This window comes from Archangium lansingense (assembly GCF_026626635.1).
Classification (GTDB): Bacteria; Myxococcota; Myxococcia; order Myxococcales; family Myxococcaceae; genus Archangium; species Archangium lansingense.
Map to the genome: position 1 here is coordinate 840,730 of NZ_JAPNKA010000001.1, position 12,633 is coordinate 853,362.

Consider the following 12,633-nt stretch of genomic DNA (forward strand, 5'->3'; position numbering starts at 1 on the left):
TCGGCGTGACGCTCGCCTGGACCAGGGGTTCGGGGGGGTGTCCGAGCGTCCTGGCGTCTTCTGACGCCTTCTCCCTCCACTCCTGCCCGAGAGCCCTTCCATGTCCGTCTGCATTCTCAGCACCGACGCCGTCCGCCGTGCCCTTTCCATCCGTGACCTGACCGACCCCGCCGCTGGCCCTCATGCCATGCAGCGCCTTGTCGACGATGCACTCGCCGCCCTCCGCCAGGCCTGGTGCTGTGAGGTCCGCCTGCACCGGCAGAGCCCCATTGTCTCCGTCTCCGACAACTACGACCGGCTGCGCTACCCGCCCGAGGGCGCCGCCCGCGACGCTCGCTACACGCGCTACGTCTGTGACACCGCCCTGCTGCGCACCCAGACCTCGGCGATGATTCCCCCGTTGCTGCGTCAGCTCGCCGCCTCGCCCCGTTCTCCCGGTGACGTGCTGCTCGCTTGTCCCGGGCTCGTCTACCGTCGCGACTGCATCGACCGGCTCCACACCGGTGAGCCCCACCAGATGGACCTCTGGCGCATCCGCCACGGCGCACCCCTCGGTGTCCGAGAGCTGCTCCACATGGTGGAGACCGTGGTGCGCGCCCTGCTCCCCGGGCACGAACTGCGCACCACTCCCTCCCAACACCCCTACACCACGGATGGGCTCCAGATGGACGTCCGTCACGGCGGTGAGTGGGTGGAGATCGGCGAGTGCGGCCTCGCTCACCCGGAGCTGCTCGCTGACAGCGGTCTGGACCCGGCGCGGGTCTCGGGACTCGCCATGGGGCTCGGGATGGATCGCATCCTCATGTTGCGCAAGGGCCTGGACGACATCCGCCTGCTGCGTGCTGAGGACCCGCGCATCGCCTCGCAGCTGCTCGACTTGGAGCCGTACCGCGAGGTCTCCTCCATGCCCGCCGTCCGCAGGGACCTCTCCCTGGTGCTCGAGGGCGACGCCACCAGCGAGGAGCTTGGAGACCGGGCACGCTCCGCGCTCGGCTCCCGGGCCGACGTGGTGGAGTCCGTCGAGGTGCTCTCGGAGACGCCCTACGAGTCCCTGCCTCCCGCCGCTGTTCGGCGGCTCGGCATCTCGCCCGGGCAGAAGAACGTGCTGCTGCGAGTGCTGCTGCGCGCGCTCGATCGCTCGTTGACCCACTCCGAGTGCAATGAGCTGCGCGACTGCCTCTACTCGGCCCTGCACCGGGGCTCTGCCTGGGAGTGGGCGTCAGCCGCCACTCACCCCTGAGGCAGGCCCCGAATCAGGGGCACGGCGCGAGGACTACTCTGCCGCGCCCGTGCCCGGCTTCGCCGCGGTCTCGCGCGCTGCCTGCCCGCGCACCTGCATCGAGCCCATCAGCCGATCAATCCACCGGTGGCTGATGCCGAAGTTCTTGTCCGGGCAGGCGAAGTGGTGCGCCATGTGGTGCGCGCGCAGCGCCTTGCCCCAGTTGGTCCACGGCTTCTTGTAGTGCACCGCCCAGTGCAGGTAGTCGTACGCGAGGTAGCCCACGACGATGCCGACGAAGTACGGAATCGTCGCGTCCGGCCGGCCCACCAGCCACAGCAGCCCGCCGATGACGATGGCCAGCGGGATGCTCGCGCCCAGGGGCATCACCAGCCGCTGCGGATCATCCGGGTACGTGTGGTGGTAGCCGTGGATGATGGCGTGGAAGCGCCGGGTGAGTGGCCCGTTTCCCTCCCAGTGAAACAGGTTGCGGTGCAGCGTGTACTCCATGAAGCACCAAGTAAGGAACCCGAGCGGCGCGAACAGGGCGACCATCCCCACGCGCGTCGTCCCGCTCCACAGGCTCCAGCCCAGCAGGCCCGTGATGATCGGAATGTAGAAGGCGAACGGAGTGACAGGGTGAATCTTCGAGGCGGCTTCGAGGAAGTCGTTCTCGAACATCCGCCCGGAGGCGTGGCGCGCGTACTCGGTCTTCATGGCCTTACCAGGATGGAGGCGGGGTGTCGGTAGGGGCCGGCCCCCGGAAGGGCAAATGGGTGTTGCAGGGCGGACAGCGCCCACCGCCGTCCATATATACCCCCCGGGCGCGCAGGGGGCGCCACGAAAATCCCCAGAGCCGCCGCCGTGTCCGATCCCCTCATTTCCGGGCCTGCTCGGAGGACGGGCGGACGGGTGGGGTGTCTACCCTTGGACAGGAAGTTGCGGCATTCTGGTTTTCCGTGGAGGACGTGATCGGATGCGCCAAAAGCTGCTGAGCACCGTGTATGGCACCCTGCTGATGGGCAGTGCCTTGCTGTCCGGGTGCGCGAGTGTCTCCAAGACCGCCTATCCCCCCATCCAGGCCGACTCGTCTCCCGAGGCGCTCTCACGCGGTGAGAGTCTCTTCCGCGGCGCCTGCGAGGGCTGCCACCGCGGACCCGACTCGCAGCGCGCCACCGGTGCGCCCATGAAGGATGCGCCCGGGTGGCTCGGGACGCTCCACACCGCCAACCTCACCGCTCATCCCACCGCTGGTATCGGCTCGGCGAAGGATGAGGAGCTGGCTCGCGTCATCCGCTACGGCGTCAGCCGCGATGGGCGTCTCATCCCCATGCCCGGCTCCATCATGGGCGACAAGGATCTCGCGGCCGTGCTGGGCTTCATGCGCTCCCAGCACCCGCTCTTCGAGGCTGATGCCACCGTGGCGCCCCGCACGCAGTTCTCCTTCCTCGGCGGGCTGGCCTGGGGCGTGGTGTCCAAGGTGCCCGAGCATCCCGCCTCGGGCATGCCCGTGCCCCCCAAGGGGCCCACCCTCGAGTACGGCCGCTACATGGCCCACGTGCTCGACTGCGCCGGGTGCCACACCGACAGCCTCGACCCGAAGGACGCCGATGGGTCCAAGGGCTTCTCCGGAGGCCGCGAGTTCCTCGGCGCCGATGGCAATCCCATCCGCTCCAGCAACCTCACCTTCGATGCCACCGGCCTCCAGGGCTGGAGCTTCGAGGACTTCACCCGCGCCGTGCGCGATGGGCTCGCCCCCGGCGCCATCGTCCGCTACCCCATGCCCCGCTACCGCGGCGCGGATGACGTGGACCTGAAGGCCGTCTACGAGTACCTGCGCTCGCTGCCTCCGCGTCGCCACGAGGTGCCCGGTGCCCGCCCCCGCACTGCTCCCGAGGCCGGTGCTCCGTCCGCTCAGGTGATGCCCGGCTCCGTGTCCACCCAGGCGGTGGAGCCCGGTACTCCTGTGCGCACCTCGGCCGCCGAGCAGCTCGCGACCCTCGTGCTCGCGCAGGCTGAGCCCAAGAAGGATGTGGACCCCGGCGCCCTCTTCGCCCGGCTGGGCTGCACGCTGTGCCATGCCCCGGGCGCCCGCTACCACGAGCGCATCGTCAAGGCCTCCAGCAAGTCCGAGGACGAGCTGGCGAAGTGGATTCGCAACCCCGAGAAGTTCGTCCCCGGCACCACCATGCCCACCTACGCCTCGCTCGTTGACGAGCCCACGGCGCTCGCGCTGGCGAAGTGGATCAAGTCCGGCGGTCCGGCCTCGCGCAAGTAGGAGCGTCTCATGCGGAGTCGTCGGGCGCTGCTCGTTGTGGACCTCGAGGGCGTGGCCGGCGTGGACTCCCCCGGCGCGCTCATTTCTGGGACTCCGGAGTACACGCGTGCCCAGGCCCTGCTGACGGCCGAGGTGAATGCCGCGGTGGAAGGTCTGCTCGCCGCGGGCTTCCAGCGGGTGCGGGTGAGCGACAGCCACCTGTGCGGCTCCGGTGAGTCCAACCTGCTGCCCGAGGCGCTGCACCCCGCGGCCGAGCCGTGTTTCCTTCCGGATGACGCGTACGCGCCCCACCTCTTCGAGGAGGTGGACGCGGTGGCCTGCCTGGGCATGCACGCGGCGGCGGGCTCGGCGGGCTTCGGCGCGCACACCGTGGATCTGCTGGGCGCGTGGACGTGCGCCGGCCGGGCGCTGTCAGAGGCGGACCTCGTGCTGGCGCTGGCCGCGGAGGCCGGGGTGCCCGCGGTGTTCGTCTCGGGCGATGACGTGCTGCAGGCACAGCTTGGGGGCCGCGTGGGCTACGTGCGCACCAAGGTGGCCCTCTCCGTCACCCGCGCCTTCTCGAGAGAGCCCGAAGCGGTACTCCCGGAGCTGACCCGCGCCGCTGCGCAGCCAGCTCGGTCCGTGGAGCCGCTCCCGGATGCGCCGCTCGTCCTCACTTTCAAGAGCGGACACCAGGCGGCACTTGCCTCGGGGGCCGGGGCCCGGCGGTTGGACCACTACCGCGTGGAGGTGGAGGGGCGCACCTTCCGCGAGCGCTACACGCGGGCCCTCGGCGCTGCGTCGGCCGCGAGCTCCGTGCTGGCGGAGGCGGTGGCGGATGTCCCCGGCAGCTCTGCCTTCACCCGCGACGCCACGGCCCTCTTCCGGCTGCGAGGGCCTCCCGCGCCCCCGCCCTCCCCGAGGACGGAGGCGGTGGATCGCGCGCTCGGGGCCTTCCTCTCCCTGACGGAGGGGCAGGACGACGAGTCGCGGGCCCTGCGCGCGCTGACGCTGCACATGCTGGAGGGCCATGCGCCTGGAGCCTTCGCGCGTCGGGGGCTGGGGCCTACGCTGGAGTCGGCGGTGGCCGCGCTGGCCGAGGTGCCGCTGGCGCTCCCCGACGGGCTGTCTCCGGACGTGGGCATGGCACGGGTGGATGCCTGGTACGTGCGCCGCGAGCGAGGCCTGTCCCACGCCCCGTTGGAGCCGTACCTCCTCCGCTCTTACCTGGAGCACCTGGACGGCGAGGGCCATGGCCTTCATGCGTGGCTCCTGGGGGAGATGGCCGCCTCGCGCGGCCTGGACGTGCGCCTGTCCATCCCCGCGAGGGCGATGCGAGAGGCCTCCCGCGTGGCGGACCTCTATTGGCTCACGCACCTGTACCTGCTGGACACTCGCTACCTGCGTGCCGCACCGAGCCATCCGGACGCGGTGGTGTGGACGGAAGAACTGTTGGTGGCCACGCCTTGGGTGGTGGAGCAGGCCAACGTGGACCTGGCGGCGGAGCTGGCCTTCTGCCTCCAGTGCGTGGGCGAGGCCGGTGGCGGAGCCCACGAGGCCCTCCTGTCGTTGCTCGTTGAGCACCAGCAACCCGATGGGTGCATGGAGGATGCCCATGCCACCGCCGGTGCGCTGATCGCCTTCGCGGGCTCCGAGGAGCGCTCTTCGTTCCCACGGTGACGAATCGCCGGGCGCCGGGGGGGCGCCATTTTTCCCAGACGGAGCAATGACTTTCCACGGAGAGCCGGTGGGTAGATGTGCGCCCACAAGGTGGGTTGTTGTGCGCTCTACACCCCGTTGAGCTGATCGTCGAGCGCCAGACGCCCTCGCTGTCGACAGGCAGACCTCTACGGCTTTCCTGGAGTTCCAGCCGATGCCGGGAAAGAGCTGCATCCCCACCCTGACTTTTGCCCCGCTGGTGAGCTCCAGGGGGTCGAGAGCCGGAGGTGTGAGCCATGGGTTTCACGTCTTTCGAAGGTCTGCGGAGCGGGGTGGCTGGGCGCGTGGCGGGTCGGAGCATGGTGGCGTGGGTGCTCACGTCGGTGCTCGTCACGGGTTGTGGGGTGGAGGAGCTGCCCTACGAGGAGCAGCAGGGCCCGGAGCTGCGGACCCAGGAGCAGGCCGCCGTGGAGAACAACGGCCTGTCGCTCAATGGCTTGTCGCTCAATGGCTTGTCGCTCAATGGCCTGTCGCTCAATGGCTTGTCGCTCAATGGCTTGTCCACCAGGGACTTCGCCACCTGGTTCAACAGCAATCCGGCCGGCAATGACCAGCTGATGCGCTACCTGGTTCTCTGCGCGGTGCCCGCGAACGAGAGCCGCACCTTCAAGAACCCGTCCACGGGCGTCGCCTACACCTGGCAGGGCGGAATGGGCCTGGCGCCGAACTGGGCGGGTGGGGCTCCGGCCACCGAGGCGGAGCAGCAGACCATCTCCGCGTGCCTGGCGGCCCACGCCAACAACTACGGGCTGCACGTCCCCATCTCCTTGCTGGGCCGGGACGCGAACGAGAGCACCATCCCCTTCTCCTCCGAGGAGCTGAAGACCTTCTCCCGGCGCGAGGCATGCTTCTTCGGCAACGCCTTCACGAACGAGGGACTCTTCGCCGGCAATGATCGCAACGCGCTGGCCCTGGACGAGAGCACCTCGCGCCCGTGCGGCCTGGTGGGCTTCGGGCTCCTCTCCAATCCGGCTTGCTCGCAGGTGCAGCGCGTGGGCCAGTGCGAGAACTACTGCCAGCTGGAGCCCAACGGCGGCTTCTACACGCAGTGCACCTTCAACGGGAAGACGTACAAGGCGCTCACCACCCGCATCCGCACCCAGGACGTCAACCACTGTGGCGACGGCGTGTGCCAGCAGGGCGAGCGCTGCGGCTTCGGCATCACCGCGGATAGCTGCCTGCTGGACTGCGGCTCCTGCGTCCTCTGAGAGGCCGCAGCGGGCCCCTCGTAGGCTCAGGCCGTTCGTTGTATCCGCTGGGTTCCCTCGCGGCGCTCCACCCGCATGGGCATGGGACCGCGAGGACGCAGGCTGACGTGAGGCTCGGGCACCACCGGCACTCCGGGCACTCCTCGCAGGCGGAAGCGCTGCGCCACCAGGGTGAGGATGAGCTGCGCCTCCATCATCGCGAAGTTGTTGCCGATGCACTGACGCTGCCCACCGCCAAAAGGCAGGTAGACCCAGCGCGGTCGGTCCTTGCTGTTCTCCGGGAAGAAGCGCGTCGGGTCGAAGCGCTCCGGCTCGGGCCAGAAGTCCGGGTGGCGGTGGGTGACGTAGGGGACGAGGATGACGATGTCCCCCTTGGGAATCCGGAAGCCGTCCACCACGTCGTCCTCCACGGGCACGCGGGGAATGGCCCAGATGGGCGGGTAGAGGCGCATGGCCTCCTCGAAGACGCAGCCCACGTAGCGCAGCTTCGGCAGGTCCGCCACCGTGGGCATCCGTCCGCCGAGCGCCTCGTCCACCTCCTCGTGCAGCCGGGCCTCCACCTCGGGGTGCTGCTCCAGCAGGTGGAAGGTCCACGCCAGCGAGGTGGCCGTCGTCTCGTGACCGGCCAGCAGGAGCGTCATCACCTCGTCGCGCAGCTGCGCGTCATTGAAGGTGTCGCCCGTGTCCGCGTCGCTCGCGGCCATCAGCATGCCGAGCAGATCCTCCGTCTGCTTCCCGGACGCGCGGCGCTGGGAAATGAGGCCGCGGACGATGCCATCCAGCGTGTCCACCGCCTGGCGGAAGGCGCGGTTGCTGCGCGTGGGCAGCCGGTAGAGCCAGGGCAGGTAGGGCAGGGGGGAGATGATGCGCTCGTTGGTGACCTCGAGTGCGGTGGTGAAGGCGTCGCCCACGGTGCGGGTGTGCTCGGCCACGTCCACGCCGAAGAGGGCACGCACCACCACGGTGAGCGTCAGGCGCATCATCTCCTGGAACACCGGCAGCGGCGTGCCCGCGTCCGCCGCGCGCTCCCAGGCCGGGAGCATCTCGGAGATGGTGTCCGTCATGCTCGTGCCGAGCGCCGCCAGCCGCTCCCGGTGGAAGGCGGGCTGGGCGAGCCGGCGCTGGCGCTTCCAGAAGTCTCCCTCGGCGGTGAGCAGGCCGTTGCCCACCAGGGGGCGCGTCTTGTCGAAGACGGTGCCCTTCGTGTAGCGCGCGTTCGCGTCGGCCAGCACGTGCTTGACGTGGTCCGGGTGCGTGAGCTGCTCCACGTAGATGTAGCCCATGCGGTAGCGCACCACGTCCCCGAGCCGCTGGCGGCTGTTCAGGTACAGGCCGAGGGGATTGCTCGCGCGCTCAGGCAGGTGGCCCCAGAGCCAGTGGCCCGGAGGCATGGGAGGCAGGGGTGCGGAGGTCTTCATGGTGGGCGGGCCGTTTCGTGAAGGCGGTGGGATTGTGTACGCCGCGTGGTGCAGCCGCCAGCATCCAGGGGTTCACTCCTCCTTCACTCGTCCATTCGTGGAGCGTAGCCATGTATACCCGGCGTGAAGTCATCGGAGTGCTGGGCTCGGGGACGGAGGCGCACCGGGCCAGGGTGGAGCCGCTGGCGCGGTGGATTGCCCAGCAGGGCTTCCACCTGCTGACGGGGGCGGGAGGCGGGGTGATGGGGGCGGCGGCGGAGGCCTTCGTGGCGGTGGAAGGGCGGGCGGGACTGTCGCTCGGCATCGTGCCGAGGGCGGTGGTGGACGGCAAGTGGCGGCCCAGGCCGGGCTACCCCCACGCGGCGGTGGAGCTGCCCATCCTCACGCACCTGCCGCTGAGTGGCGAACAGGGGACGGAGCCGATGAGCCGCAATCACCTCAACGTGCTCACCGCGCGGGCCCTGGTGGCGCTGCCCGGGGGGGCGGGCACGGTGTCCGAGGCGGTGCTCGCACTGCGCTACGGCAGGCCGCTCATCCTCTTCGGCCCTCGCGAGGCCTTCCACGCCTTTCCCGTCGGGCTGGAGCGCACGGAGTCACTGGAGCGGGTCTGCGCCTTCCTGCGCGAGGCGGTGCGCTAGGACGAGGAGCGCTGGGCGCTCACCTCCTTACCAGGCGCCACCTTTGCCGTGGCGGGTTCATGGCCCCGCACCGTTCAACGCCGGGCTGCCTCCAGCTCCGTGCGCATCACCTCGCCCAGCGTCCGGACGAAGCCGCGGATGTAGTCCACCTTCCCCCGGCGCGAGGCCAGGAAGGGGTCCATCACCGTGCAGCGCAACACGGCCACCCCTCCGGCCCGCTCGTAGTCCTTGGGGGTGAAGCCGAGCCCCTCCACCGTGGGCAGCGCCGCCCGCCCGTACTCATTGGCCCGCAGCACCGTCTTCGTCACGTAGTAGTCCGGGCGCTTCAGCGTGTCCGGCCCGACGCTCAGCGCCCGGTAGATGCGGGCCATGAAGTCATTGGTCCGCTCCAGCGTCTCCAGGGAGGGGTGCCCCACCGCGAAACAGACGATGTTCAGGTCCGAGGCCGACAGCGGCACCACCTTGAAGGGCGCCCAGTCCCCGCTGGCAATACGCCGGTACAGCGCCATGGCCCCCTTCGCCGTCTCGCCCACCAGCCGCCCGTACCCGCTGGCGTTCAGCGGCAGCACCTTGTGGCTCATCCACACGCCCGCCGCCGCCGCTCCGGGCTTGGAGCCCTCGAAGATGGAGCGGCCCAGGTAGGCGCTCTCGTCGCCTCCCGCGTGGAAGAGGTACGGCGCCTCCACCGACACCAGGTCCCGCACCCGCTTGTCCCGGAAGGTGATGCTGCCCGCCGGGTAGGGCATGTAGCCCAGCTTGTGCGGATCAATCGTCACCGAGTCCGTCCGCTCCAGCGCACACAGGGCCCGGTACACGCCCTCCGAGGGCCAGGCCTCCGGCGCGTAGTCCGCGAGCGTCTCCTCATAGGTGCGGCGCTCGCCCCCCGGCCCCCGGGTAATGGAGGCCGCGTAGCCTCCCCAGGCCGCGTCCGCGTGCAGATGGAACGCCAGTCCCAGCTCCCGCCCCAGCCGCTCCCGCAGGTCCGCGAGCAGGTCCAACCGGTCCACCGCGCTCTCCTCGGTGGAGCCCATCACCGCCACACAGGCGATGACCGGCTGCTGGCGCACCGCCAGCGTGCGCAGCTTGTCCTCGAGCGCCGCGGGGGACATGCGGAAGTTCGTATCCACCGGCACGTGGACGAGCTGCCGCGCGCCGATCCCCAGCGCCCGGCACGTCTTCTCCCACGAGTAGTGCGCCGTGGACGGCACCAGCACCACGCCGGGCGGCAGCGCGTCCTTGAACTCGGAGGCCAGCCGCAGGCCGAATTCCTGGTAGCCCAGCCCCGCCAGCGAGTGGCGCGTCACCCACTCCATCGCGTGGCCCGCGTCCCCCAGGTGGGCGCGGAAGCGGTCCAGCGCATCCAGCGTGGCCTCGGGCGTCACATTGAGGAGCTGCCACAAGCTCAGCTCGCGCAGGCGGGTCTCCCGGCCGTCCGGCAGCCGGATATCCAAATCCTTCACGCCGGCCGCCTCCGCGGCGTGCCGCAGCGCCACCGGGAGGTACTTCACGTTGCGCGCGACCCACAGGGCCTCGAAGTTGGCCACCGTGCCGCCCGAGGTCAGGTGCCCCCACTGCCGCTCTGGCGCGTAGCCCACCATCCGCGCGAGCTGCTCGGCCACCTCGAACTCCAGCCGCGTGGTGACGGGCGAGGCCTCCGCCGACACGTTGTTGGGGTTGTAGAGCATCGTGGCGAAGTAGCCGATGAGGCTCGCCATGGTGAGGTCCGAGCACATGTGCCCGATGTAGCGAGGGCTGAAGGAGGGCACGCCTCCCTTGAGCTGGCTCAGCAGCCCCAGCAACTCCTGCGACAGCACGGAGAGGGAGGCCTCGTAGCCGGGCGCGCGCTTCTCCGCTTCTTGAATCAGGAAGCCGTCCTCGGGGTGGAGGTTGCGGCGCCAGAAGACATGGTCGCGGAAGGCCTCGAGCAACAGGCGCTCGAAGGTGTCGGCGTTCTCCCCCTTGGGGCCGAGGAAGATGGAGCCGAGATCGAGAGAGGCGGGTGAGGTGGTGTCCGGGCGCGGGGAGGTGCTCATGAGGTCCTCGTGTAGCCCCGGCCTCTGCAAGCCATGAGCCTCGGTCCTCCCCCTGGGAGCGTGTGACAAATGCTGCGCGTTGGAGGGAGAGAGCCGCAAATACTGCGCACCTCGCGAGCTCGAGGAGGCGCACTCCAAGCGTCAACTTCAGTATGGCGAGGACTCGCGCCGGGCCAGCGGCCCCAGGAAGAGCACCCAGAGCAGCAGGGCCAGCAGGAAGGCGCCCGCCGCGCACCCCAGCCACAACCAGAGGTGCGCCGGAGCCAGCGACATCAGCAGCCGCGCCACGAGCGCCGCCAGCAGCAGTACGCCCATCGTCACCACCTGCCAGGGGTAGCGCGAGAGCAGCGGCCCGTGCCCGCCGTGCGCGAGTACCACGTGCACCGACACCGCCAGCGTCATGAGGGCGAAGCAGCCGACGAACACCACGTGCAGCCCGGTCACGCGCAGCTCGGGCCGCAGCGCCACCAGCAGGTAGCCCAGCGGCAACAGCCACGCCGAGCCCCAGATGAGCCAGCGGTGCATGCCCCCTTGAGAGGGCGGGCGCCACAGCCGCACGGGCCCCACCAGCACCGCCGCCGCCACGGCCGCCCGCAGCGCGTGCCCCATCCGGGGGAGTCCCCAGGCCTCGAGCGGGAAGCTCGCGACGAACAGGAGCGCCGCCCCGAGGTGCAGACCCAGCCTCCACCGGCGCTCCGGCCCGGAGGCCACGCCCGGGGGCTGGCCGTGCAGGAACATGGGCAGCAACATGCCCCCCACGCCCAACACCAGACAGGTGAAGAGCCCCTGCAACAGCAGTCCCGTGCCGAGCCCGTGCAACCCCGGCACGCCCACCGGCGCCACCGTGGTGAGCAACGAGCCCACCGCCCCCGTCACGAGCGCCACCGGCACCCACACCATGCCCTCGGGCACCGAGCGGCCCGGCGCCGGCTGGCGAACGCGCGGCACCACGAACCCCAGCAGCACGCCGAGCTGCGCGAGGAAGAAGAGCTGCGACCACAGCCATGCCTCCACCCAGGCGCTCGCGGTGAGCAGCACCGGCAGCACCAGCGACGCCCCGAGCTGCACCGCCGAGGGCCCCACCGTCCCGGTGCGCCGGGGAATGAAGGTGAAGAGGAAGCCCAGCGCGAAGCACAGCAGGAAGCCCTGCACCAGCGCGAGCGCGTGGAAGGTGGAGCGCCACTGCATCGTGACGCCCACTGCGTACAGCAACCAGTGCACCATGCCCGTCCCACCGAGCACCACGCCCAGCGGGAACAGCAGCCGGTAGGGCTCGCGGCGCCATTCCGGTTGTGGGGGACTCGCTTCGGACACTCTCTCTGCCATGATCAGGCTCCTCACTCGCTCAGGGCTTCAACCCGCGCCGCGCCCGCATCTCCGCGCCGAGCGCCTCCACGCTCCCGGCGGACAGCCGCGCCCGGGCCTCGGGGAAGAGCACGTGCTCCTCCAGCCCCAGGTGCTCGTCCAGTAGCGCCGAGAGCCGCGCGCTGTCCCGCACCAGCTCGCGCGCCAGCTCCCCGTGGCTCGCCGGAGACGTCCGCAGCAGGCGCCACCTCGGCAACAGCATCTCCAGCAGGGCTTCTATCTCCCGGTGCTGCCGCGCCATGTCCTTCAGCGCTTCCAACGCCTCCACCGAGAGGCCTGCCTCCCTCATCCGGTGCGCCAGCGAGATGTCCTCATCCTCCACGTGGCGGGGCAACCCCACGGAGAAGTAGCGCTCCACCCTGGTGACGGCCTCCACCCGCTCCGCCGCCGGCACGTCCGGCAGGCGTGCGGCCTTCAGCGCCAGATCGGAGAAGGTGCGAATCCGCTCGTGGCAGTCGAGCAGCAGATGGAAGGCATCCCGCGGCGTCTCGGGAGCGGGTTGGAGGCGCAGGGGCACGAGCATGGTGGGCTCTCGTCGTGCAATGGCTGATCCACGCACGCCCCGAGCGACGTCACGGCCAGGTGACTCCACGGGGGGGCGCAGGAATTGCGCATGGCCACGCGGGCCCGCATGGCCTGCGCCCCGGTTGCTCGACGCGTGGCGGGTGCCGCCCATGGGATGGAGCCACTCCGAGCCGCCGCCGTGTGGGGCATGAGGTTTGCTCGGCTCCCCGAGGGCAATGCCGTGTCGAGATGAATGCTGAGCATCCAGAGCC

Annotated in this window: 10 protein-coding genes; 5 read left to right on the forward strand and 5 right to left on the reverse strand. The window is 70.4% G+C overall.

Annotated elements, in window-relative coordinates:
• Nucleotides 1–100: 100 nt before the first annotated feature.
• Nucleotides 101–1,240: a PheS-related mystery ligase SrmL gene (srmL, locus tag OV287_RS03340; RefSeq protein WP_267532511.1), complete on the forward strand. Its 1,140-nt coding sequence runs from the start codon at nucleotides 101–103 to the stop codon at nucleotides 1,238–1,240.
• Nucleotides 1,241–1,273: 33 nt separating this feature from the next.
• Here the strand turns inward: srmL and OV287_RS03345 are convergent, their stop codons facing one another.
• Nucleotides 1,274–1,936 (reverse strand): sterol desaturase family protein, encoded by a 663-nt coding sequence (locus tag OV287_RS03345; protein WP_267532512.1) that lies wholly within the window; start codon nucleotides 1,934–1,936, stop codon nucleotides 1,274–1,276.
• A 259-nt stretch (nucleotides 1,937–2,195) separates the two neighbouring features.
• Here OV287_RS03345 and OV287_RS03350 point away from each other — a divergent pair, with 259 nt between their 5' ends.
• From OV287_RS03350 to OV287_RS03360, 3 genes are all read left to right on the forward strand, one after another.
• Nucleotides 2,196–3,497 (forward strand): c-type cytochrome, encoded by a 1,302-nt coding sequence (locus OV287_RS03350; RefSeq protein WP_267532513.1) that lies wholly within the window; start codon nucleotides 2,196–2,198, stop codon nucleotides 3,495–3,497.
• A gap of 9 nt (nucleotides 3,498–3,506) precedes the next feature.
• Complete coding sequence (locus tag OV287_RS03355) at nucleotides 3,507–5,156, forward strand: M55 family metallopeptidase (RefSeq protein ID WP_267532514.1); 1,650 nt, start codon at nucleotides 3,507–3,509, stop codon at nucleotides 5,154–5,156.
• A gap of 275 nt (nucleotides 5,157–5,431) precedes the next feature.
• Nucleotides 5,432–6,403 carry a hypothetical protein gene (locus OV287_RS03360; RefSeq protein WP_267532515.1) on the forward strand — a complete coding sequence of 324 codons (972 nt, stop codon included), beginning with the start codon at nucleotides 5,432–5,434 and terminating at the stop codon, nucleotides 6,401–6,403.
• 26 nt (nucleotides 6,404–6,429) lie between these two features.
• On the opposite strand, the gene OV287_RS03365 is transcribed toward OV287_RS03360, so the two are convergent.
• On the reverse strand, nucleotides 6,430–7,821 hold the full coding sequence (locus OV287_RS03365; RefSeq protein ID WP_267532516.1) for a cytochrome P450: 1,392 nt from the start codon (nucleotides 7,819–7,821) through the stop codon (nucleotides 6,430–6,432).
• Nucleotides 7,822–7,931: 110 nt separating this feature from the next.
• Between OV287_RS03365 and OV287_RS03370 the strand changes: the two genes are divergently transcribed.
• Nucleotides 7,932–8,459 carry an SLOG cluster 4 domain-containing protein gene (locus OV287_RS03370; protein ID WP_267532517.1) on the forward strand — a complete coding sequence of 176 codons (528 nt, stop codon included), beginning with the start codon at nucleotides 7,932–7,934 and terminating at the stop codon, nucleotides 8,457–8,459.
• A gap of 74 nt (nucleotides 8,460–8,533) precedes the next feature.
• On the opposite strand, the gene OV287_RS03375 is transcribed toward OV287_RS03370, so the two are convergent.
• The 3 genes from OV287_RS03375 to OV287_RS03385 all read right to left on the reverse strand — a co-directional run bounded on the left by OV287_RS03375 (nucleotide 8,534) and on the right by OV287_RS03385 (nucleotide 12,380).
• On the reverse strand, nucleotides 8,534–10,492 hold the full coding sequence (locus tag OV287_RS03375; protein ID WP_267532518.1) for a pyridoxal phosphate-dependent decarboxylase family protein: 1,959 nt from the start codon (nucleotides 10,490–10,492) through the stop codon (nucleotides 8,534–8,536).
• Between the two features lie 147 nt (nucleotides 10,493–10,639).
• Nucleotides 10,640–11,818 (reverse strand): NnrS family protein, encoded by a 1,179-nt coding sequence (locus OV287_RS03380; protein WP_267532519.1) that lies wholly within the window; start codon nucleotides 11,816–11,818, stop codon nucleotides 10,640–10,642.
• A 19-nt stretch (nucleotides 11,819–11,837) separates the two neighbouring features.
• Complete coding sequence (locus tag OV287_RS03385) at nucleotides 11,838–12,380, reverse strand: hemerythrin domain-containing protein (RefSeq protein WP_267532520.1); 543 nt, start codon at nucleotides 12,378–12,380, stop codon at nucleotides 11,838–11,840.
• Nucleotides 12,381–12,633 lie beyond the last annotated feature (253 nt).

Coding starts and splice junctions, on each gene's coding strand:
- OV287_RS03375 (WP_267532518.1), bottom strand. CDS start 10,492: ATGAGCACCTCCCCGCGCCCGGACACCACCTCACCCGCCTCTCTCGAT.
- OV287_RS03365 (WP_267532516.1), bottom strand. CDS start 7,821: ATGAAGACCTCCGCACCCCTGCCTCCCATGCCTCCGGGCCACTGGCTC.
- OV287_RS03355 (WP_267532514.1), top strand. CDS start 3,507: ATGCGGAGTCGTCGGGCGCTGCTCGTTGTGGACCTCGAGGGCGTGGCC.
- OV287_RS03370 (WP_267532517.1), top strand. CDS start 7,932: ATGTATACCCGGCGTGAAGTCATCGGAGTGCTGGGCTCGGGGACGGAG.
- OV287_RS03345 (WP_267532512.1), bottom strand. CDS start 1,936: ATGAAGACCGAGTACGCGCGCCACGCCTCCGGGCGGATGTTCGAGAAC.
- OV287_RS03380 (WP_267532519.1), bottom strand. CDS start 11,818: ATGGCAGAGAGAGTGTCCGAAGCGAGTCCCCCACAACCGGAATGGCGC.
- OV287_RS03350 (WP_267532513.1), top strand. CDS start 2,196: ATGCGCCAAAAGCTGCTGAGCACCGTGTATGGCACCCTGCTGATGGGC.
- OV287_RS03385 (WP_267532520.1), bottom strand. CDS start 12,380: ATGCTCGTGCCCCTGCGCCTCCAACCCGCTCCCGAGACGCCGCGGGAT.
- srmL (WP_267532511.1), top strand. CDS start 101: ATGTCCGTCTGCATTCTCAGCACCGACGCCGTCCGCCGTGCCCTTTCC.
- OV287_RS03360 (WP_267532515.1), top strand. CDS start 5,432: ATGGGTTTCACGTCTTTCGAAGGTCTGCGGAGCGGGGTGGCTGGGCGC.